The organism is Streptomyces sp. CA-294286 (assembly GCF_050947155.1).
GTDB lineage: Bacteria > Actinomycetota > Actinomycetes > Streptomycetales > Streptomycetaceae > Streptomyces.
In genome coordinates, this window is the sequence record NZ_CP192005.1 from 5,490,001 (window position 1) to 5,511,249 (window position 21,249).

Annotated in this window: 16 protein-coding genes, 2 rRNA genes and 1 riboswitch (1 of these 19 only partly in view); of the genes, 15 read left to right on the forward strand and 3 right to left on the reverse strand. The window is 68.1% G+C overall.

Translation table 11 applies throughout. The features are described 5' to 3' along the window. From ACQPZG_RS28985 to ACQPZG_RS29040, 12 genes are all read left to right on the forward strand, one after another. A 23S ribosomal RNA gene (locus ACQPZG_RS28985) occupies positions 1 to 2,015 on the forward strand (it extends 1,108 nt beyond the left edge of the window). Positions 2,016 to 2,096: 81 nt separating this feature from the next. After that, positions 2,097 to 2,213: ribosomal RNA gene (rrf, locus tag ACQPZG_RS28990) — 5S ribosomal RNA — on the forward strand. A 151-nt stretch (positions 2,214 to 2,364) separates the two neighbouring features. After that, positions 2,365 to 2,973 carry a CDP-alcohol phosphatidyltransferase family protein gene (locus ACQPZG_RS28995; protein ID WP_433548633.1) on the forward strand — a complete coding sequence of 203 codons (609 nt, stop codon included), beginning with the start codon at positions 2,365 to 2,367 and terminating at the stop codon, positions 2,971 to 2,973. Between the two features lie 113 nt (positions 2,974 to 3,086). Continuing rightward, entirely contained in the window at positions 3,087 to 5,582 is a 2,496-nt protein-coding gene (locus ACQPZG_RS29000) for a sugar phosphate nucleotidyltransferase (RefSeq protein WP_433548634.1), read from the forward strand. A gap of 97 nt (positions 5,583 to 5,679) precedes the next feature. Further along, on the forward strand, positions 5,680 to 6,615 hold the full coding sequence (locus ACQPZG_RS29005) for a DUF881 domain-containing protein (protein ID WP_433548635.1): 936 nt from the start codon (positions 5,680 to 5,682) through the stop codon (positions 6,613 to 6,615). Next, on the forward strand, positions 6,612 to 6,944 hold the full coding sequence (locus ACQPZG_RS29010) for a small basic family protein (protein WP_003970459.1): 333 nt from the start codon (positions 6,612 to 6,614) through the stop codon (positions 6,942 to 6,944). Before ACQPZG_RS29005 ends, ACQPZG_RS29010 begins: the two co-directional genes overlap by 4 nt. 5 nt (positions 6,945 to 6,949) lie before the next feature. After that, complete coding sequence (locus ACQPZG_RS29015) at positions 6,950 to 7,741, forward strand: DUF881 domain-containing protein (RefSeq protein WP_433549593.1); 792 nt, start codon at positions 6,950 to 6,952, stop codon at positions 7,739 to 7,741. Between the two features lie 112 nt (positions 7,742 to 7,853). Further along, positions 7,854 to 8,762 (forward strand): FHA domain-containing protein, encoded by a 909-nt coding sequence (locus tag ACQPZG_RS29020; protein ID WP_433548636.1) that lies wholly within the window; start codon positions 7,854 to 7,856, stop codon positions 8,760 to 8,762. Between the two features lie 18 nt (positions 8,763 to 8,780). Then, on the forward strand, positions 8,781 to 9,524 hold the full coding sequence (ftsR, locus tag ACQPZG_RS29025) for a transcriptional regulator FtsR (protein WP_433548637.1): 744 nt from the start codon (positions 8,781 to 8,783) through the stop codon (positions 9,522 to 9,524). Between the two features lie 64 nt (positions 9,525 to 9,588). Then, positions 9,589 to 10,062, forward strand: a complete 474-nt coding sequence (locus tag ACQPZG_RS29030; RefSeq protein WP_185033262.1) for a bifunctional nuclease family protein — start codon at positions 9,589 to 9,591, stop codon at positions 10,060 to 10,062. Between the two features lie 265 nt (positions 10,063 to 10,327). After that, positions 10,328 to 10,933 (forward strand): MerR family transcriptional regulator, encoded by a 606-nt coding sequence (locus tag ACQPZG_RS29035; RefSeq protein WP_433548638.1) that lies wholly within the window; start codon positions 10,328 to 10,330, stop codon positions 10,931 to 10,933. A 146-nt stretch (positions 10,934 to 11,079) separates the two neighbouring features. Further along, positions 11,080 to 12,606, forward strand: a complete 1,527-nt coding sequence (locus ACQPZG_RS29040; protein WP_433548639.1) for a DNA polymerase IV — start codon at positions 11,080 to 11,082, stop codon at positions 12,604 to 12,606. A gap of 471 nt (positions 12,607 to 13,077) precedes the next feature. Here the strand turns inward: ACQPZG_RS29040 and ACQPZG_RS29045 are convergent, their stop codons facing one another. Further along, a complete protein-coding gene (locus tag ACQPZG_RS29045; protein ID WP_433548640.1) occupies positions 13,078 to 13,446 on the reverse strand; it encodes a PRC-barrel domain-containing protein in 369 nt (122 codons plus the stop codon). Positions 13,447 to 13,570: 124 nt separating this feature from the next. Further along, a riboswitch (glycine riboswitch) is annotated at positions 13,571 to 13,668 on the forward strand. 199 nt (positions 13,669 to 13,867) lie between these two features. Between ACQPZG_RS29045 and gcvP the strand changes: the two genes are divergently transcribed. Beyond that, the gene (gene gcvP, locus ACQPZG_RS29050; RefSeq protein WP_433548641.1) at positions 13,868 to 16,753 is read left to right on the forward strand and encodes an aminomethyl-transferring glycine dehydrogenase; all 2,886 of its coding nucleotides are present in this window, start codon (positions 13,868 to 13,870) and stop codon (positions 16,751 to 16,753) included. 97 nt (positions 16,754 to 16,850) lie between these two features. Here the strand turns inward: gcvP and ACQPZG_RS29055 are convergent, their stop codons facing one another. Together ACQPZG_RS29055 and ACQPZG_RS29060 are read right to left on the reverse strand one after the other, a co-directional pair. After that, a complete protein-coding gene (locus ACQPZG_RS29055; RefSeq protein ID WP_185033272.1) occupies positions 16,851 to 17,048 on the reverse strand; it encodes a DUF5999 family protein in 198 nt (65 codons plus the stop codon). A gap of 306 nt (positions 17,049 to 17,354) precedes the next feature. Further along, entirely contained in the window at positions 17,355 to 17,951 is a 597-nt protein-coding gene (locus ACQPZG_RS29060; RefSeq protein ID WP_433548642.1) for a hypothetical protein, read from the reverse strand. A gap of 504 nt (positions 17,952 to 18,455) precedes the next feature. On the opposite strand from ACQPZG_RS29060, the gene ACQPZG_RS29065 reads away from it, so the two are divergent. Both ACQPZG_RS29065 and ACQPZG_RS29070 read left to right on the forward strand, forming a co-directional pair. Beyond that, the gene (locus tag ACQPZG_RS29065) at positions 18,456 to 19,964 is read left to right on the forward strand and encodes a glutamate--cysteine ligase (protein ID WP_433548643.1); all 1,509 of its coding nucleotides are present in this window, start codon (positions 18,456 to 18,458) and stop codon (positions 19,962 to 19,964) included. Between the two features lie 317 nt (positions 19,965 to 20,281). Continuing rightward, on the forward strand, positions 20,282 to 21,103 hold the full coding sequence (locus tag ACQPZG_RS29070) for a CPBP family intramembrane glutamic endopeptidase (RefSeq protein ID WP_433548644.1): 822 nt from the start codon (positions 20,282 to 20,284) through the stop codon (positions 21,101 to 21,103). Positions 21,104 to 21,249: the final 146 nt, after the last annotated feature.

Sequence of the window (21,249 nt, forward strand, 5' to 3'; positions counted from 1 at the left end):
CCCTAAGCGTACGCTAAGTGGGAAAGGATGTGGAGTCGCAGAGACAACCAGGAGGTTGGCTTAGAAGCAGCCACCCTTGAAAGAGTGCGTAATAGCTCACTGGTCAAGTGATTCCGCGCCGACAATGTAGCGGGGCTCAAGCGTACCGCCGAAGTCGTGTCATTCATACAACAGGGCCAACGCCTGTATGGATGGGTAGGGGAGCGTCGTGTGCCGGGTGAAGCAGCCGCGGAAGCGAGTTGTGGACGGTTCACGAGTGAGAATGCAGGCATGAGTAGCGATACACACGTGAGAAACGTGTGCGCCGATTGACTAAGGGTTCCTGGGTCAAGCTGATCTGCCCAGGGTAAGTCGGGACCTAAGGCGAGGCCGACAGGCGTAGTCGATGGACAACCGGTTGATATTCCGGTACCCGCTTTGAAACGCCCAATACTGAATCAGACGATGCTATGCCCGTGAAGCCGTTCTGGACCCTTCGGGGAAAGGAAAGTGGTGGAGCCGGCGACCCAGATCTGTACTAGGTAAGCGATGGGGTGACGCAGGAAGGTAGTCCAGCCCGGGCGGTGGTAGTCCCGGGGTAAGGGTGTAGGCCGTGTGATAGGCAAATCCGTCACACATTGAGGCTGAGACCTGATGCCGAGCCGATTGTGGTGAAGTGGATGATCCTATGCTGTCGAGAAAAGCCTCTAGCGAGTTTCATGGCGGCCCGTACCCTAAACCGACTCAGGTGGTCAGGTAGAGAATACCGAGGCGTTCGGGTGAACTATGGTTAAGGAACTCGGCAAAATGCCCCCGTAACTTCGGGAGAAGGGGGCCATCACTGGTGATCCGTTTTACACGGTGAGCTGGGGGTGGCCGCAGAGACCAGCGAGAAGCGACTGTTTACTAAAAACACAGGTCCGTGCGAAGCCGTAAGGCGATGTATACGGACTGACGCCTGCCCGGTGCTGGAACGTTAAGGGGACCGGTTAGTGCACTTTCGGGTGTGCGAAGCTGAGAACTTAAGCGCCAGTAAACGGCGGTGGTAACTATAACCATCCTAAGGTAGCGAAATTCCTTGTCGGGTAAGTTCCGACCTGCACGAATGGCGTAACGACTTCTCGACTGTCTCAACCATAGGCCCGGTGAAATTGCACTACGAGTAAAGATGCTCGTTTCGCGCAGAAGGACGGAAAGACCCCGGGACCTTTACTACAGTTTGATATTGGTGTTCGGTTCGGCTTGTGTAGGATAGGTGGGAGACTGTGAAGCTGTGACGCCAGTCATGGTGGAGTCGCCGTTGAAATACCACTCTGGTCGTGCTGGATGTCTAACCTCGGTCCGTGATCCGGATCAGGGACAGTGTCTGATGGGTAGTTTAACTGGGGCGGTTGCCTCCTAAAGAGTAACGGAGGCGCCCAAAGGTTCCCTCAGCCTGGTTGGCAATCAGGTGTTGAGTGTAAGTGCACAAGGGAGCTTGACTGTGAGACCGACGGGTCGAGCAGGGACGAAAGTCGGGACTAGTGATCCGGCAGTGGCTTGTGGAAGCGCTGTCGCTCAACGGATAAAAGGTACCCCGGGGATAACAGGCTGATCTTCCCCAAGAGTCCATATCGACGGGATGGTTTGGCACCTCGATGTCGGCTCGTCGCATCCTGGGGCTGGAGTCGGTCCCAAGGGTTGGGCTGTTCGCCCATTAAAGCGGTACGCGAGCTGGGTTTAGAACGTCGTGAGACAGTTCGGTCCCTATCCTCTGTGCGCGTAGGAATATTGAGAAGGGCTGTCCCTAGTACGAGAGGACCGGGACGGACGAACCTCTGGTGTGCCAGTTGTCCTGCCAAGGGCATGGCTGGTTGGCTACGTTCGGAAAGGATAACCGCTGAAAGCATCTAAGCGGGAAGCCTGCTTCGAGATGAGTATTCCCACCCCCTTTGAGGGGTTAAGGCTCCCAGTAGACGACTGGGTTGATAGGCCAGATGTGGAAGCCCGGTAACGGGTGGAGCTGACTGGTACTAATAGGCCGAGGGCTTGTCCTCAGTTGCTCGCGTCCACTGTGTTAGTTCTGAAATAACGAACAGTCCTGTGTTTACAGCCAGGTGTTCAGTGTTTCATAGTGTTTCGGTGGTCATAGCGTTAGGGAAACGCCCGGTTACATTCCGAACCCGGAAGCTAAGCCTTTCCGCGCCGATGGTACTGCAGGGGGGACCCTGTGGGAGAGTAGGACGCCGCCGAACAATCATTGCGAAGAGCCCCGTGCCGGGGATACCGGTACGGGGCTTTTCCGCGTTCACCGGACGTTCAAGTCACCCCTGTGCCCTTGTCGGCCGTGGCTGCGGGTAGGGTCAGGGGGAAAATCGTTGGCACGTTCCCACAGGAGGCCCCCGGGTGGAGGTCCAGGAGACTCGCGTTCAGACCGACCGAGTCCTCACCATCCCCAACATCCTGAGCATGGCTCGTCTTGTTGGTGTGCCCTTGTTCCTGTGGCTGATCCTCCGCCCTGTGTTCGGTGGGCCCAATAGCGACTGGTGGGCGCTGTTGGTGCTGATGCTCAGCGGCGTCAGCGACTACCTGGACGGCAAGCTCGCGCGCAAGTGGAATCAGATCAGCAGCCTGGGGCGGCTGCTCGACCCCGCGGCCGACCGGCTCTACATTCTGTCCACGCTGGTCGGGCTGACCTGGCGCGAGATCCTGCCCTGGTGGGTCGCCGCCGCCCTTCTCGCCCGCGAGCTCATGCTGCTGGTGATGGTGGGGATCCTCCGGCGTCACGGGTATCCGCCGCCGCAGGTGAACTTCCTGGGCAAGGCGGCCACGTTCAATCTGATGTACGCCTTCCCGTTGCTGCTGCTCAGTGAGATGGACGGGTGGCCCGGGACTTTCGGTGCTATTTTCGGATGGGCGTTCGCCGGATGGGGTACAACCCTGTATTGGTGGGCAGGGATTCTCTATGTGGTTCAGGTTCGCCGGCTGGTCAGGGCGGACGCCACAGCCGATTGAGTCCGTCGAAGTGGCGCAGTGCGGCGCCGGCTCTTCGTGGTCGTGACGACTGCGGGTGGGTTCCGGTGGACGAGGTCGGTCAGATCGTTTCTTCAAAGGAGGACGCTTCCGACATGAAGGCCGTCGTGATGGCCGGTGGTGAAGGCACACGCCTTCGCCCCATGACCTCAAGCATGCCCAAGCCGCTTCTGCCGGTTGCCAACCGACCGATCATGGAGCACGTGCTGCGGCTGCTCAAGCGGCATGGGCTCAATGAGACCGTCGTAACCGTTCAGTTTCTGGCCTCCCTCGTCAAGAATTACTTCGGCGATGGCGAAGAGCTCGGAATGGAGCTCACCTATGCCAACGAGGAGAAGCCACTCGGCACCGCGGGGAGCGTGAAGAACGCCGAGGAAGCACTGAAGGACGACGCCTTCCTCGTGATTTCCGGTGACGCCCTCACCGACTTCGACCTGACCGACCTCATCCGCTTCCACAAGGAGAAGGGCGCACTGGTGACGGTGTGCCTGACCCGCGTGCCGAATCCGCTGGAATTCGGCATCACCATCGTGGACGACGAGGGGAAGGTAGAGCGTTTCCTGGAGAAGCCGACCTGGGGTCAGGTCTTCTCCGACACCGTCAACACGGGCATCTACGTGATGGAGCCCGAGGTCTTCGACTACGTGGACGCCGACGTGTCGGTGGACTGGTCCGGTGACGTCTTCCCGCAGCTCATGAAGGAGGGCAAGCCGGTCTACGGCTACGTGGCCGAGGGTTACTGGGAAGACGTCGGCACGCACGAGAGTTACGTGAAGGCCCAGGCGGACGTCCTGGAGGGCAAGGTCGACGTCGAGCTCGACGGATTCGAGATCTCGCCCGGCGTGTGGGTCGCCGAGGGTGCGGAGGTGCACCCCGACGCTGTGCTCCGAGGACCGCTGTACATCGGTGACTACGCCAAGGTCGAGGCCGGGGCGGAGATCCGGGAGCACAGCGTCATCGGATCGAACGTGGTCGTGAAGAGCGGGGCCTTCCTGCACAAGGCCGTCGTGCACGACAACGTGTACATCGGCCAGCACAGCAACCTGCGCGGATGCGTCGTCGGCAAGAACACCGACATCATGCGGGCCGCCCGCATCGAGGACGGTGCGGTCATCGGCGACGAGTGCCTCGTCGGTGAAGAATCGATCATTCAGGGCAATGTGCGGGTCTACCCGTTCAAGACGATCGAGGCCGGCGCTTTCGTCAACACCTCGGTGATCTGGGAGTCCCGGGGGCAGGCGCACCTCTTCGGAGCGCGTGGCGTGTCCGGGATCCTGAACGTGGAGATCACGCCCGAGCTGGCGGTGCGGCTGGCGGGAGCGTACGCAACCACCCTGAAGAAGGGGTCCACGGTCACCACCGCCCGGGACCACTCCCGCGGCGCCCGTGCACTGAAACGGGCGGTGATCTCCGCACTCCAGGCCAGCGCCATCGACGTACGCGACCTGGAGAACGTGCCGTTGCCGGTGGCCCGGCAGCAGACCGCCCGGGGCAGTGCCGGCGGCATCATGATCCGGACGACGCCCGGCGTGCCGGACTCGGTCGACATCATGTTCTTCGACGAGCGGGGTGCGGACCTCTCGCAGGGCGGCCAGCGGAAGCTGGACCGGGTGTTCGCGCGCCAGGAGTACCGGCGGGCGTTCCCCGGAGAGATCGGGGACCTCCACTTCCCGGCGAGCGTCTTCGACTCGTACACCGGATCTCTGCTCAGGAACCTGGATGCGACCGGGATCGCGGAATCGGGACTGAAGGTCGTCGTCGACGCGTCGAACGGCAGCGCCGGGCTCGTGCTCCCCAGCCTGCTCGGACGGCTCGGGGTCGACTCGCTGACCATCAATCCGGGGCTCGACGAAGCGCGGCCCACGGAGACGGCCGACTCGCGGCGGGCCGGGCTGGTGCGGCTCGGTGAGATCGTGGCCTCGGCGCGGGCCGACTTCGGCGTGCGGTTCGACCCGGTGGGCGAGCGCCTCTCGCTGGTCGACGAGCGAGGACGGATCATCGAGGACGACCGCGCGCTGCTGGTCATGCTCGACCTGGTGGCCGCCGAACGGCGCAGCGGCCGGGTCGCGCTTCCGGTCACGACGACGCGGGTCGCCGAACAGGTGGCGGCGTACCACGGGACCCAGGTCGAGTGGACGACCACGTCGCCCGACGACCTGACGCGGGTCGGGCGCGAGGACACGACCATCTTCGGTGGCGACGGACGCGGTGGGTTCATCGTTCCGGAGTTCAGCAGTGTCTTCGACGGCACCGCGGCCTTCGTACGGTTGATCGGACTGGTGGCCCGGACGCAGCTGACGCTGAGCCAGATTGACGCGCGCATACCGCGGGCGCACGTGCTGCGACGCGACCTGGCCACCCCGTGGGCGGTCAAGGGGCTCGTGATGCGCCGCGTGGTCGAGGCGGCAGGGGATCGCTCGGTCGACACCACCGACGGAGTGCGCGTGGTCGAGGCCGACGGGCGTTGGGTGATGGTCCTGCCCGATCCGGCGGAGGCCGTCACACACCTGTGGGCCGAGGGGCCGGACGACGAGTCCGCCCAGGCGCTCCTCGACGAGTGGTCGGCGATCGTCGACGGCGCAGGTCACTGAGGTAGGACCGGCGTACCGGAAGTCTCCTGGCCGAGGCTTTCGGTACGCCGGTGGGGCCATTGGGTGGTAGCGGCTGCGACGTGCGACGATGTGCGGCATGTCGCAGCCGCCCCCCGTTCGGAGCACCTCCTCGCCACCCGGGCGTCCCGACGCGTCCATGTCGCTGCTGACGAACGTGATGGAACACAGCCTGGACGAGGGCTACGCCGAGGCGGCGGCCCGTCAGAAGGCCGACGGCACCGCCGGAATGCCCCGCTCGGTCCGGACGAAACTCGGTCTGGCGGCGGGCCTCGTGGTCGCTGCCGCCGTCGTCACTCTCGGGGCCGCGAACGCACGGATAGCGGCACCCGTCGTGGCGAAGGAACGCGAAGGGCTCGTCGAGCGGGTCGAGGCGGAGACCGCGGGGGCGGACAAGCTGGAGAAGGACGTCGAGGTTCTGCGCACCGACGTGGGGGAGCGGCAGCGCAAGGCACTTGAGCAGCACGGCGGCGACCAGGGCGGGCTGGTGGCCCTGCTGTCCGGGGCCACTCCCGTGGAGGGGCCGGGCATCAAGCTGGTCGTGGACGACGCGAAGGAGACCGGTTCGGGGGATGCGGGGCCGCGCGGGAACAGCGGCTTCTCCGACACCGGCCGGGTGCGGGATCGTGACATGCAGCGGGTCGTCAACGGTCTCTGGCAGTCCGGTGCCGAGGCCGTGTCGATCAATGGGCAGCGCCTGACGATGCTCTCGGCTATCCGGGCGGCAGGCGACGCGATACTGGTCGACAACAAGCCCCTGGTGCCCCCGTACACGGTGCTGGCCGTCGGCGGCAAGGACCTCAACACGGCGTTCAACGACAGTGCGGACGGCCAGTACTTGCACGTACTGCAGGAGAGTTACGGAATTCGCACCAGCATGTCCGGCCAGGACATGGTGCGCCTGCCGGCCGCGCCGAGCCTGATCGTACGCGTCGCACAGCCGCAGACTACGGACGCGCCGAAGGGCGTGGACGGCACGGGGAAGACAGACAAGACGGAGAAGGGCACATCGTGATCGCCGTACTGGGCCTCGTCGTGGGAGTCGTGGTCGGATTGCTGGTCCGGCCCGAAGTGCCGGCGGTGGTCGAGCCCTACCTGCCGATCGCCGTCGTGGCCGCGCTGGACGCGGTCTTCGGCGGTCTGCGGGCCATGCTCGACGGGATCTTCGTGGACAAGGTCTTCGTCGTCTCCTTCTTGTCCAACGTGGTCGTGGCGGCTCTGATCGTCTTCCTCGGCGACAAGCTGGGCGTCGGCGCGCAGTTGTCGACCGGCGTGGTGGTCGTCCTCGGTATCCGCATCTTCTCCAACGCTGCCGCCATCCGGCGGCACGTCTTCCGGGCGTGACGCCGATGAGCGCGGAGGAGAAGGAAGAGCAGCCGCAAGCGGCGCACCACATCCACAAGGAGACGACCGGCCGGCAGCGGTTGTTGGCAGGGCTGTGGCCGCCGCGGATCACCCGGGCTCAACTGATCGTCGCCCTGCTGCTCTTCGGGCTGGGGCTCGGCCTTGCCATCCAGGTCAACTCCACCAGCGACAAGGGCGCCCTGCGCGGTGCGCGGCAGGAGGACCTCGTACGGATCCTGGACGAGCTGGACGACCGTACGCAGCGGCTGGAGGAGGAGAAGCAGCGGTTGGTGGCCCAGCGGAGCGAACTCGAGAGCAGCTCCGACCAGGCCGAAGAAGCACGCAAACAGACCCTGGAGAAGGAGCGTCAGCTCGGGGTGCTCGCCGGCACCGTGGGCGCACAGGGGCCGGGCATCACGCTGACCATCAGCGACCCACAGGGCGCGGTCGAGGCGGACCGGCTGCTCGACACCATCCAGGAGCTGCGGGCGGCCGGTGCGGAGGCGATCCAGATCAATGACGTACGGGTCGTGGCCAACACCTATTTCTCCGATGTGGACGGCGGCATCCAGATCGACGGGAAGAAGATCGCCGCGCCGTACAGCTTCAAGGTGATCGGGAAGCCGCAGGACCTGGAGCCTGCCCTGAACATTCCCGGCGGGGTTGTGCAGACCCTGGAGAAGGAGCAGGCCACGGCCGTGGTGCAGCGACTTGAGAAGATCGTCGTGGATGCCTTGCGACCGGCGAAGCGGCCTGACTACGCTCGGTCGTCATCCCAGAGACGCGGGGGCGAGTGAGCGTGGCCCGACACGGGCATGAGGTTGCGGGGGGTCGACGCATCAAGGACACGGTGCGTGGTGGAAACTGTCTGATGGCTTCGGACGTTGTACAAGTGTCCACGTCAGCAGGTTGTTGGTAGATGCAGGGTTTGTTGATGCAGGGTTCGTCCTGCCCCACGGGCGGGTCTGTTTCGGTCAAGGGGAATCGCCCGTGAAGTTGTTTGCGAAATTGTTCGGCAAGAGTGCACGAGACGACAGCGGCTCCCACACCGCGCGTCACCGTGCCCCGCGCCCGGGAGAGGCCGAGGAGCAGAGCGGCGAGCGTCCGCTCTTCCGGGACGAGGTCGGTGGCTCCGGCGCGTCGTCCGTTGACCCGGCCGGTCCCGGCCGCATAGGTTCCGGAGAACCATCAACCTCAGGTAGGGGTGGAGAGTTCCCGTCCGACCCGTACGCAACCAGCGCCCACCACGCGGGGCAGCCGCGGCAGGAGGATCCGTCCATGTCGGCCTTGCCGGTTTGTACGAGGTGCGGTCACCGCAACGCCGAGGCCAGCCGTTTCTGCTCCAACTGCGGTGCGCCGCTGCGGGGCGGCGTTGCCGCCGAGCGTCCCTCGGAGACCACGTCGACCATCTCGATCTCCGGGCTGGAGGCGTACGAGGCGGAGAAGACGGGCCAGACCGCTCTCCCGTCGCTGTCGCCCGAGGCCCAGGCCGCGGTCGACGCCCTCCCGCAGGGCGCGGCGCTCCTGGTGGTGCGCCGCGGACCGAACTCCGGGAGCCGCTTCCTGCTGGACGGTGAGCTGACCACGGCCGGCCGCCACCCGCAGAGCGACATCTTCCTCGACGACGTGACCGTCTCCCGACGGCACGTGGAGTTCCGCCGGGGTGCGGACGGCGGGTTCACCGTCTCCGACGTCGGCAGCCTCAACGGCACGTACGTCAACCGGGAGCGCATCGACGCGGTCCGGCTGGCGAACGGCGACGAGGTGCAGATCGGTAAGTACCGGCTGGTCTTCTACGCGAGCCGGCAGGGCGTCTGATCCCTTCAGGGAAGGTCCATGCTGCGAATCCCGACAGGCGGTGCCGTACGCGGTACCGCCTCAGCCGGCAGCCGGCTGATGAGCATCGGTTCGGTGCTCAGCCTGCTGCGTGAGGAATTTCCCGAAGTAACGATCTCGAAGATCCGCTTCCTGGAGGCGGAAGGGCTGGTCGAGCCGGAGCGCACGCCGTCGGGCTACCGGAAGTTCAGCCCCACGGACGTGGAGCGGCTCGCCCAGGTGCTGCGCATGCAGCGCGACCACTACCTCCCGCTCAAGGTCATCAAGGAACACCTGGACGCGCTGGAGCGGGGCGAGAAGGCCCAGCTGCCGTCCCCGGGCGGACCGCGCGAGCTGCTCGACGGCGTACCCGAGGTGGCCGCCGAGTCGCCGACTGTGGGCCGGATGGGTCGCGAGGAACTGCTGGCGGCCGCCGAGGTGGCGTCGAGCGATCTCGGCGAGTGGGAATCGTACGGACTGATCTCGCCGCTGCCGGACGGCGGCTACGACGCCGAGGCGGTCACCGTTGCGAAGATCGTGGCGGATCTGGGCCGCTTCGGCCTGGAACCGCGCCACCTGCGGGCCATGAAGGCCGCGGCGGACCGCGAGGCGGGGCTGATCGACAACATGGTCGCCCCGCTGCGCCGGCACCGTAACCCGCAGACCAGGGCGCACGCCGAAGCGACCACCAGGGAGCTTTCGGGGCTCACCGTACGACTGCATGCGGCGCTGGTACAGACGGCGCTGAGGTCCGGCTCGAACTGAGCCGGAACGGAGTGAACAGGAGCCCGACTACCCAAACCGGTCGGGCACGTCCTAGGGTTGCTGTGTGAACGAGCTCGACGTCGTAGGTGTCAGGGTGGAAATGCCCAACAACCAGCCGATCGTGCTCCTGCGTGAAGTGGGAGGCGATCGGTACCTTCCCATCTGGATCGGACCGGGTGAGGCCACGGCCATCGCCTTCGCCCAACAGGGGCTCGCGCCCGCCAGGCCGCTGACGCACGACCTGTTCAAGGACGTGCTCGAAGCGGTGGGCCAGGAGCTCACCGAGGTGCGGATCACTGATCTGCGGGACGGCGTCTTCTACGCCGAGCTGGTCTTCGCCAGCGGAGTGGAGGTCAGCGCGCGGCCGTCCGACGCCATAGCGCTGGCCCTGCGGACCGGAACGCCGATCTACGGCAGTGACGGTGTGCTGGACGACGCGGGGATCGCGATTCCCGACGAGCAGGAGGACGAAGTGGAGAAGTTCCGCGAGTTCCTCGATCAGATCTCGCCGGAGGACTTCGGTACCAACAGCCAGTGAGCTCGCAGCCCGGTCGGTTCACCCGACCGGGCTCGATGCTCTCCGGGATCGACCATCCGGCCGGTCCGACGGTGCTCGACGCGGAGGGTCTCGTCCGAGGTTTCAACCGGGCGTTCTCAGGGCATTCAAGTAGCCTTACCCCGAAGAGAGGCAGGGGAAACCACTCTCAGGGTGATTATCACCCGGCGTGCCGAGTGTGGCGATCGTTGACGCACCCCGGGTGACTGCCTACCGTCGACAAGGCAGGTCAAGGACGGAGGTCGGCGTGAGAATCAGCGGCGACGGTACGGCGACGGGCGGGCCGTATCCGCTCGGCAGTTCGGCCGACCCCACAGCAAGTCAGCACCCCGTCACGGCGGCTCGTGCCGCCGAAGCGGCCGACACGGTCGGATACAGGGGGCCCACCGCCTGCGCGGCTGCGGGCATCACGTACCGCCAACTGGACTACTGGGCGCGCACCGGGCTCGTCGAGCCGAGCGTGCGGCCCGCGTACGGGTCGGGGACCCAGCGGCTCTACAGCTTTCGCGACGTGGTCGTCCTCAAGATCGTCAAGCGCTTCCTGGACACCGGGGTCGCGCTGCAGAACATCCGGGCCGCGGTGCAGCACCTGCGGGCGCGGGGGTTCCAGGACCTGGAGCGGATGACGCTCATGAGCGACGGGGCGACCGTCTACGAGTGCCTGTCACCGGACGAGGTCGTCAAACTGCTCCAGGGCGGTCAGGGAATCTTCGGGATCGCCGTGGGCGTGGTGTGGCGGGACGTCGAGACGGCGTTGTCGCAACTGCACGGCGAGCGGGTCGACACCGGCGAGACGCTGATCGGGAACAACCCGGGGGACGAGCTGGCCCGGCGGCGCAACAAGGCCGGATGAGTCCGGTGGCGGCTGCCCGGCCGGGGCGCCGAGCGGCCCTCGCCGGGGCAGCCCCGGGCAACCGGCCCGGGTGCCCCTTGGCCGCGGTCCGCGGGGCGAGCGGCTGTTCCGGGCGATTGTCAGTGCCGTAGGGCAGCATCGTCGGTGTGAGAAGTGAGCCGACCGTCCTGCATCTCGACATGGATGCCTTCTACGCCGCGGCGGAGCAGGCGGCGAAGCCCAGCCTGCGCGGGAAGCCGGTCGTCGTGGGTGGGCTCGGGCCGCGCGGAGTGGTCGCCACCGCCTCGTACGAGGCGAGGCGCTACGGGGTGCACTCGGCGATGCCGATGGCGCAGGCGCGGAGGCTGGCACCCCACGCGGCCTATCTGATGCCGCGCTTCACCCTGTACCGGGCCGTCAGCGACCAGGTCATGGAACTGCTGGGACGGCTGTCCCCCCTGGTCGAGCCGCTGAGTCTGGACGAGGCCTTCGTGGACCTGGAGGCGGGCGGGTCGGCCGATGACGCGGAGTCGGCGCGCGCAGTAGGGGAACGTCTTCGCAAGGACATTCGTGCGATCACCGGGCTGAGCGCGTCGGTCGGACTCGCAGGTTCCAAAATGCTGGCGAAGATCGCCTCCGAGCGCGCGAAACCCGACGGGCTGATCGTCATCGAGCCGGGCACGGAGAGAGAACTGCTCGCGCCCGAGCCGGTACGGATTCTGCCGGGGGTCGGGCCGGCCACCGGGGACCATCTGCGACGGGCCGGGATGACGACGGTCGCGGACCTGGCGTCGGCAGGAGAGGACGAGCTCGTCCGGTTGCTGGGGAAGGCGCACGGCGTATCGCTGTACCGGATGGCGAGGGGCATCGACGACCGGCCGGTGGTGGCGGAGCGGGACGCGAAGTCCGTGTCGGTCGAGGACACCTTCGACATGGACCTGCACGACCGGGCGCGGGTGCGCAGCGAGGTGGAGCGGCTGGCCGAGCGGTGCGTGCAGCGGCTGCGGGGGGCCGGTCGGTCGGGGCGGACCGTGGTGCTCAAGGTGCGGCGGTTCGACTTCTCGACCTTGACGCGGTCGGAGACCCTGCGGGGGCCCACGGACGACCCCGCAGTGGTGCGGGAGGCCGCAGCGCGGCTCCTGGAGGGCGTGGACACCACGGGCGGGGTGCGGCTGCTGGGTGTCGGCGTGACGGGGCTGGCGGACTTCACCCAGGAGGACCTCTTCGCGCAGGCGGCGCGGGAGGCGGCGGACGGTGAACGGGGGATCGAGGGGGAGCGGTCGGTGGGGGCCGTACGGGGGGTGGAAGGCCCGCCGGGGAGCGGGACCGAGGAGGAGCCTCCGCGGAAGGGGACGCGGGGTCCGTTGAGGCCGGAGGGTGAGGTGGGGAAGGAAGCGGCGGGAGTCGGGGGGAGTCCCGGCGGAGGTGAGGCCGGGCCCGGTCCTCCTGTGCCGGGGGCTGCCCTGGGAGACCTGACCCCGGAGGCGGTCGCGGAACGGCGGTGGCACGCGGGGCAGGACGTGCGGCACGCCGTGTACGGGGCGGGCTGGGTGCAGGGAAGCGGGGTGGGACGGGTGACGGTGAGGTTCGAGGAGCCGGGGTCGGAGGGGCCGGGGCGGGTGCGGACCTTCCGGGTGGACGACGTGGAGTTGGAGGTGGGGGAGCCGTTGCCGTTGGTGGGGAGAGAGGGGTGAGGGGTGGGTGCGCTGCGGGGAGCGCCGGGGAGGGGCAGACGGACTGTGCGAAGGGGACGGGCGCAGTGGCGGGGTGGAGCAGGGCGTTCGCCTGAGGGTGGGGTAAGGGAGCGGGACGCTTCCGCGTGAGGTCCGCCTTCTTGCCCGCCCGTTTCGCCCCCGGGGGCGGCCCCGCCGCCCAAGGGGGCAGTGCAGGGTGGCGGGCCTTGCCGCTCAAGGGGATCGCGTGGGAGCGCGGCCCCGTCCTCCAAGCGGGTTGGCGTGGGGGCCGTCGCTCAGGAGGGCCGGCGTGCGAGCCGTTGTTCAAGGGGATGGCGCGCGAGCGCGGCCCCGTCGCCCGAGCGGGCTGGCGTGGGGGCGGTCGCTCAAAGGGGGCGGGGTAGGGGTCGTCGCCCAAGGGGCCCAAGGGGGCGGCGGAGGGGGCCGTCGCTCAAGGGGGATGCCGTGGGACGGCGCCGCGCCGTCAGCGGATTAGGGGGTTTCGTTGGCGAGGGTGCCGAAGTCCTGGTCGGGGGGTGCGGGTGCCGCGGCGGTGTGGAGGCCGTAGTGGCGGTAGAGCTGGAGCTCCTGTTCGGGAGAGAGGTGGCGGCCCACGCCGAAGTCGGGGGCGTCTTTGATCAGGGCCTTGTCGTACGGGATACGAAGGGTGTTGCCCACCAGGTCACTGGGTTCCAGGGGGACGAAGGCGTCCCTGCTGAAGAGGCCGGTGCGGACGGCGGCCCACTCCGGGACGCCGGTGGCGTCGTCCAGGTAGACCTCGTCCACTGTTCCGATCTTGGCGCCGTTGCGGTCGAGTGCCTTGCGGCCGATCAGGCTGCGCGGATCGATGTCGGTCTGCACGGTCCCTCCAACTGGTCGCCACTCCTGCTCGAACCCCCGTAAAGCACTACGAAAGAGCAGTTTTGAGAGCCTGGCCACTCGAGGACTCGGGAAGAGGGCGCGCTGGTAGGCTGGCGAAGGCTGCTGACCCCGTGCGGGAGAGTCCTCCGGTGCAATGTCCGGAGGCGCCGAAGGAGCAACTCCTCCCCGGAATCTCTCAGGCCCCTGTACCGCACGGACGAGGTCACTCTGGAAAGCAGGTCGGGTGACGGGCACGGCGTACGCCGGTGCGTGATTCGGCCTCACCGACGGTGAAAATCGGGGCGTCGATCGTGACGTTCCGGTGAAGCTCTCAGGTTGAGATGACAGAGGGGGAGGCCGTCCGGGTACCCGTGCCGTGGTGCCCCTCGCAGGTCGTGTCAGACCAGGAGGCCTTCCGCAGATGACCGCCAACCGTATTTCGCTCGAAGAGCTCGAACGTGGCATCCCCTTCGAGCAGCGTCACATCGGACCCGACGGCGAGGCGCAGGCCAAAATGCTTGCGCAGGTCGGTTACGGATCGCTGGACGAGCTGACCGACGCCGCGGTGCCGGACGCCATCCAGAACGCCGACGCGCTGGGGCTGCCCGACGCGCGCACCGAAGCCGAGGTGCTGGCGGAGCTGCGCACCCTCGCCGACCGGAACCAGGTCCTCGCCCCGATGATCGGGCTCGGGTACTACGGCACCTTCACTCCGCCGGTGATCCTGCGCAACGTCATGGAGAACCCGGCCTGGTACACGGCGTACACCCCCTACCAGCCGGAGATCTCGCAGGGCCGGCTGGAGGCGCTGCTCAACTTCCAGACCATGGTCGCCGACCTGACCGGCCTGCCGACCTCCGGCGCTTCGCTGCTCGACGAGGGCACGGCAGCCGCCGAGGCCATGTCGCTCGCGCGGCGCGTGGGCAAGGTCAAGAACGGTGTGTTCCTGGTGGATGCGGAAACGCTTCCGCAGACCGTCGCCGTGCTGCGGACCCGGGCCGAGCCGACGGGTGTGGAGGTCGTCGTCGCCGATCTGACGGCCGGAATCCCGGCCGAGGTGGCCGAGCGCGGCGTGTTCGGTGTGCTGCTGCAGTACCCGGGCGCCTCCGGAGCCGTCCGCGACATCAAGCCGGTGATCGAGCAGGCGCACGGGCTGGGTGCCGTCGTGACCGTTGCCGCCGACCTGCTCGCGCTCACCCTGCTGACGTCACCCGGTGAGCTGGGCGCGGACATCGCCGTCGGTACGACGCAGCGGTTCGGTGTCCCCATGGGCTTCGGTGGTCCGCACGCGGGGTTCATGGCCGTACGGGAGAAGTTCGCACGCAGCCTGCCCGGCCGCCTCGTGGGCGTGTCCGTGGACGCGGACGGCAACAAGGCGTACCGGCTGGCTCTGCAGACCCGTGAGCAGCACATCCGTCGTGAGAAGGCGACGAGCAACATCTGTACGGCGCAGGTGCTGCTCGCCGTGATGGCAGGGATGTACGCCGTCTATCACGGTCCGGAAGGACTCAAGGGGATCGCGCGGCGCACGCACCGCTACGCGTCGATCCTGGCCGAGGGACTGCGTGCGGGCGGCGTGGACGTCGTGCACGGACAGTACTTCGACACGCTGACCGTACGGGTGCCGGGCCGGGCCGCCGACGTGGTGGCCGCCGCCCGCGATCACGGCGTGAACGTACGGCTCGTGGACCAGGACCTGGTGTCCGTGGCTTGCGACGAGACCACCGCGCGCGCCCAAGTGGCGGCGGTCTGGGCCGCGTTCGGTGTCGAGGGCGACATCGAGGCGCTGGACGGCACCGTCGGCGAGGCGCTGCCCGAGGGCCTGCTGCGCACCGACGAGTTCATGGCCCACCCGGTCTTCCACCAGCACCGTTCCGAGACGGCCATGCTGCGGTACCTGCGCAGGCTCGCCGACCGCGACTACGCGTTGGACCGCGGCATGATCCCGCTCGGCTCCTGCACCATGAAGCTGAACGCGACCACCGAGATGGAGCCGGTGACCTGGCCCGAGTTCGGGCAGATGCACCCCTTCGCGCCGGTCGAGCAGGCCGCCGGCTACCTCACCCTCATCCGTGAGCTGGAGGAGCGTCTGGCGGAGGTCACCGGCTACGACGCGGTGTCCATCCAGCCCAACGCCGGGTCGCAGGGCGAGCTCGCCGGGCTGTTGGCCGTACGGGCGTACCACCGCGCCAACGGTGACGAGCAGCGCACGGTCTGTCTGATCCCGTCCTCCGCGCACGGCACGAACGCGGCGAGCGCGGTCATGGCCGGGATGAAGGTCGTCGTGGTGAAGACCGCCGACGACGGCGAGGTCGACGTCGAGGACCTGCGGGCGAAGATCGAGCAGTACCGGGACGAGCTGTCGGTCCTGATGATCACCTACCCGTCCACGCACGGCGTCTTCGAGGAGCACGTCGCCGACATCTGCGCGACCGTGCACGAGGCCGGCGGCCAGGTGTACGTCGACGGCGCCAACCTCAACGCGCTGGTGGGCCTCGCCAAGCCCGGCAAGTTCGGCGGCGACGTGAGCCACCTGAACCTGCACAAGACCTTCTGCATCCCGCACGGCGGCGGCGGCCCGGGTGTCGGCCCGGTCGGTGTGCGTGCGCACCTCGCCCCCTACCTGCCGAACCACCCGCTCCAGCCGTCGGCCGGCCCCGAGACCGGCGTCGGACCCATCTCGGCGGCGCCGTGGGGCTCCGCGGGCATCCTGCCGATCTCCTGGGCGTACGTACGACTCATGGGCGGCGAGGGCCTGAAGCGGGCGACGCAGGTCGCGGTGCTGGCCGCGAACTACATCGCCAAGCGTCTGGAGCCGCACTACCCGGTGCTCTACACGGGCCCCCACGGCCTGGTCGCGCACGAGTGCATCGTCGACCTGCGGCCGCTGGCCAAGGCGACGGGCGTGAGCGTGGACGACATCGCCAAGCGGCTCATCGACTACGGCTTCCACGCGCCGACCATGTCGTTCCCGGTCGCCGGCACGCTGATGATCGAGCCGACGGAGAGCGAGAACCTGGCCGAGCTGGACCGGTTCTGCGAGACGATGATCGCCATTCGCGGGGAGATCGAGAAGGTGGCGGGCGGCGAATGGCCCGCGGAGGACAACCCGCTGCGGAACGCACCGCACACGGCTGCCGCACTGGGCGGCGAGTGGACGCATGCGTACACCCGTGAGGAGGCGGTCTTCCCGGCCGGGGTCTCGGCGGCCGACAAGTACTGGCCGCCGGTGCGCCGGATCGACGGCGCTTTCGGCGACCGCAACCTGGTCTGCTCGTGCCCGCCGATGGACGAGTACGACAACTGACGGTCGACATGCGTGGGGGCCGGTTCGGAGTGGAAGCTCCGGGCCGGCCCCTTGTCGTGCGTAGGGTGTCGTGCGGTGCTGGTGCGAAGGGGCGCTCCTACGCGGCCTGGGCCACGTCGAGCGGACGGTGCGGGGCGATGATCTGCCCGTTGGGGAGCAGTTCGCCGGTGTCCTCGAAGAGGAGGACGCCGTTGCACAGCAGGCTCCAGCCCTGCTCCGGGTGGTGCGCCATCGGATGGGCGGCCTCCCGGTCGGCGGATTCGGCGGACGGGCAGGGTGGCTGGTGCTGGCACATGGCAGGGTTCTTTCGCTGCGTGGTGGTGAATGTGGTCCTGCGGCTTGAATCGGTGTTCACGGCCGCCCCCGTATCAGTTGGTCCGGTCCCAGTGTTGCCCCACGGGCGTCGTTCCGCAGGGATTTCACGGCAGCACTTCTCATTGGTTGAGGACGCGTCACCCGTGCGAGCGGTTCAGTCCAACTGCCCCCTCTCTTCGGGTGGTTCGGGGTGACCCAGGTGGACTAGTCCGGATGGGTCAGATGGCACGGCGGCGCCCCGCGGCCGAATGAACGGGAGCGGGGCGCCGGGACCTGTACCGATGTGTCAGGCGAGCTGGCCGAGAAGCGGCGCCGCGGAGGCCGGACGGACCCGCAGGGTCAGCACGGGCAACAGGTCGGCGACCGAGCCGGGACGGTGCGCGACGATGCCGGGCGGCGTGGGCGCCAGCGGGATCAGGACGTCCGAGGGCGCGGGCCCGTCGGTGGCGGTGTCGGACGTGGGGTCGCCGTGGAGCCACAGCGTCAGCATGTACAGGGCGGGGATGGACAGCAGACGCGGTTGGTAGCCGGCCGTCATGTTCTCGGCCTGGCGCAGCGCACGTTCGGTGGAGCTCAGATAGGGGCCCTCGAAGAAGTGGGAGAAGGTCCAGCCGTCGGGGGTCAGTACGGTGTCGGCGGCGGCAACCGCCCGGTCGCCGTTGCGGATCAGGAAGCGCCATCCGGTGAGGCGGGTGCGCGGCGGCCGGTCACCGGTGGCGATCTGGTCCCACACGTGGACGGGCAGCGGGAGTTCGGGGGTCAGTGGACCCGGCAGGGAACGCAGGGCCGGGGTGCGGGCGTCGCGCACGGCGGTGGGGGAGCCGAGTGCTGCGAGGACGCTGCGCAGGGCAGGCGCGGGAGCCGGGGGTACGTGCAGCGGCATGGTGGGTCGCCTCTCGCTCGGGAGACACGGTGATGCATGGGCGGTGCGGACGTCGCTGTCAGCGTTGCGGGGCTGGAGGGCCTTGGGCGATGGCCTGGCGTCAACTCTCTGCCTCGTTTTGCGGAGTTTATACGACACGTGTTCACACGGTGTTTCCGCTAGCTGCGGTGGAGATTGCCGACAAGGCGGTATCCGGCCTTGCGGGGAGGGGTGCCATGAGGTAAATGAGCCGATTGAGGAGGGAAATATTCGTCCATTCACGGAGGTTTTCCGCAAGAGCGGTCGGCTGGAACTCATCGGCGTTTTTTACCAGCCTCGTGAAGGTGGTACCTGCGTTCTGCGGCATGCCCGAGGAATGTGCCTGACGTAATCTGCGTCGAGGGTACTGCGTACCGGGCGCGAGCGGGGCGTTATGGATCTGTCGCCCGGGGCATCATCGACCGTGAACCACAGGACGCAGCGGCCGTTGCCGCGGGCTCCTCCAGGTCTAGGAAGGACGCTCCGATGGGTGAGAAGGTCGTGGCAGACGGATTTGATCTGTCGGACCGGCAGAGGTACCGGCGAAAGCTCCACGAGTGCCTGGAGGGACTCGGGAGGCTCTTGGACGAGAAGAGGTTCGACCGGCCGAAAAACCTGATGGGGCTGGAGATCGAGCTGAATCTCGCCGGGGCGGACGGGATGCCGAAAATGATGAATGCGGAGGTCCTGGAACGCATCGCGAGCCGTGATTTCCAGACCGAGCTCGGCATGTTCAACCTGGAGGTGAACATTGTTCCGCACCGGCTCGGCGGCCGGGTTCTCGACCAATTGGCGGAGGAACTGCGGACGGGTCTCGGCTATGCGCACCGGAAGGCCGCCGAGGTCGATGCGGGAATCGTGATGATCGGCATCCTGCCCACACTCGGACGGGACGATCTGGTGCACGCGAACCTCTCGGACGTCGACAGGTACGCGTTGCTGAACGATCAGATCGTGGCGGCCCGGGGCGAGCACTTCCAACTGGACATCGAAGGCGTCGAGCGCCTGAACTGCACGTCTGCCTCGATCGCACCGGAATCGGCATGCACGTCCGTGCAGTTGCACCTTCAGGTGACACCGGGGCGGTTCGCCGACGTGTGGAACGCGGCGCAGGCGATCGCCGGCGTACAGATCGCGGTGGGGGCCAACGCGCCGTTCCTGTTCGGACAGGAGCTGTGGCGGGAGTCTCGGCCGCCGCTGTTCCTCCAGGCCACCGACACCCGGCCGCCGGAGCTCGTCGCCCAGGGCGTACGGCCGCGGACCTGGTTCGGCGAGAAGTGGGTGGAATCGGCGTACGAACTCTTCGACGAGAACCTGCGGTACTTCCCCGCCCTGCTGCCGATCTGCGACGAGGAGGAGCCCCTGCGGGTGCTCGACGACGGAGGGGTGCCGTCCCTCCAGGAGCTGGTGCTGCACAACGGGACCGTCTACCGGTGGAACCGTCCGGTGTACGGGGTGGCCGACGGGGTGCCGCATCTTCGGGTGGAGAACCGGGTGCTGCCGGCCGGCCCGACGGTGACCGACGTGATCGCGAACGCCGCCTTCTACTACGGGCTGGTGCGGGCCCTGGCCGAGGACGCCAAACCGGTGTGGCGGCGGATGGCGTTCGAGGACGCGGAGGCGAACTTCGACGCGGCCTGCCGGTACGGGATCGACGCGGAGCTGGTGTGGCCGCGGGCGGGGCGGGGCGCGGGGACGCAGAAGGTGGCGGCGGTGAAGCTGGTACGCGACGAGCTGCTGCCGCTGGCGGCGGCGGGGCTGGACGCGTGGGGCGTGGAGGCGGCGGACCGGGACCGGTACCTCGGAGTGATCGAGGAGCGGTGCCGGCGAAAGGTGAACGGGGCTTCCTGGCAGGTGGACACCTACCACCGGGCCGTGGAGGCGGGGCTGGAGAGGGAAGCGGCTCTCGCGGCGATGACGCGGAGGTACGGGGAGTTGATGCGGGAGGGAGAGCCGGTGCACTTGTGGCCGGTGGGGTTTCCGGGCCAGGGGTGAGGGCGCGGGTGCGCAGGCGGAGCGGGGCTCCTGCGAGCGGTGTGGCGCTTGGTGCGTGGCGCGGAGGGCCCGGCGTGCGGTGAGGGGGCTTGGCGTGCGGTGAAGGGCCCGGCCGTGCGGTGTGGGGCTTACGGCGCGGGGGCGGACCGTGGTGTGAGGGACGGCGTCCGCCGGGGGCCCGCGGCGGACGCCTGGGGGGCCGCCCCTTGCCCACCCGTTCCACCCCGGGGGCGGCCCTGCTGCCCAAAGGGCTACGGGTGGGGCAAGCTGGGGTGCTGCTGCGCGTATGAGGCAGAACCACACAGCTGGAGGTTGGAGTGCAGGCGGATGCGGGGCGTGCGGCCGGTAGAACGCCCGAGGGGCCGGTTCCGCAGCTCGGACAGCCGCTGACCAGGCGGGTGTGGGGGACCGAGGTGGTCCTCGTGCTGGCGCTCTCGTTGGGCGCGAGCGGGGTGTCCGCCCTGATCAGGTTCATCGGGGCGCTGACGAGGCCGGGCGGGCTGAAGGACCAGGCGGCGAACCTGAACAGCTCCGCCGCCCCCGGGAGGCCGTGGCTGGATCTGGCCTGGCAGCTGTTCGGCATCTCGACCGCGCTGGTGCCGGTGGCGCTGGTGGCGCACTTCCTGCTCCGGGAAGGGAGCGGCCTGCGTGCGCTCGGGTTCGACGGGACGCGACCGTGGTCCGACCTGGGCCGGGGGACGCTGGTCGCCGCGGGGATCGGGAGCGCGGGGCTTGCCTTCTACCTGGCAGCCAACGCGAGCGGGTTCAATCTGACGGTGGTGCCGGAGTCACTGCCGGAGGTGTGGTGGAAGTACCCGGTGCTGATTCTGTCGGCGGTGCAGAACTCCGTACTGGAGGAAGTCCTTGTCGTCGGGTATCTGCTGCGCAGGCTGGGGCAGTTGGGGTGGTCCCCGACGGCGGCGCTCGTCGCCAGTTCGGTGCTGAGGGGGTCCTACCACCTGTATCAGGGAGTGGGCGGCTTCATCGGGAACGTGGTGATGGGCGTGGTCTTCGTCCTGCTGTACCGGAAGTGGGGGCGGGTGGGGCCCCTGGTGGCTGCCCACGCGCTGCTCGACATCGGGGCCTTCGTGGGGTACGCCGTGCTGGCGGGGAAGGTGGGGTGGCTGCCCACCCTCTGAGGCGCCAGGGGCTGAGTGTTGGGGTACGGCCCCGGCCGGGGCCCATCGGCCGGGGCCCATCGCCCGGGGCCCGATGGTGGGGCAGGTCTCGAAGCGCGGACCGTCGGCGGCTCCGACTCCGGGCGTCCGGGGGTGCGGTGCACCCC

Excerpts from the sequence above, each read along its gene's own strand:
- ACQPZG_RS29015 (WP_433549593.1), top strand. The coding sequence starts at position 6,950 with ATGAGCGCGGAGGAGAAGGAAGAGCAGCCGCAAGCGGCGCACCACATC.
- ACQPZG_RS29055 (WP_185033272.1), bottom strand. The coding sequence starts at position 17,048 with ATGTGCCAGCACCAGCCACCCTGCCCGTCCGCCGAATCCGCCGACCGG.
- ACQPZG_RS29000 (WP_433548634.1), top strand. The coding sequence starts at position 3,087 with ATGAAGGCCGTCGTGATGGCCGGTGGTGAAGGCACACGCCTTCGCCCC.
- ACQPZG_RS29060 (WP_433548642.1), bottom strand. The coding sequence starts at position 17,951 with ATGCCGCTGCACGTACCCCCGGCTCCCGCGCCTGCCCTGCGCAGCGTC.
- ACQPZG_RS29005 (WP_433548635.1), top strand. The coding sequence starts at position 5,680 with ATGTCGCAGCCGCCCCCCGTTCGGAGCACCTCCTCGCCACCCGGGCGT.
- gcvP (WP_433548641.1), top strand. The coding sequence starts at position 13,868 with ATGACCGCCAACCGTATTTCGCTCGAAGAGCTCGAACGTGGCATCCCC.
- ftsR (WP_433548637.1), top strand. The coding sequence starts at position 8,781 with ATGCTGCGAATCCCGACAGGCGGTGCCGTACGCGGTACCGCCTCAGCC.
- ACQPZG_RS29065 (WP_433548643.1), top strand. The coding sequence starts at position 18,456 with ATGGGTGAGAAGGTCGTGGCAGACGGATTTGATCTGTCGGACCGGCAG.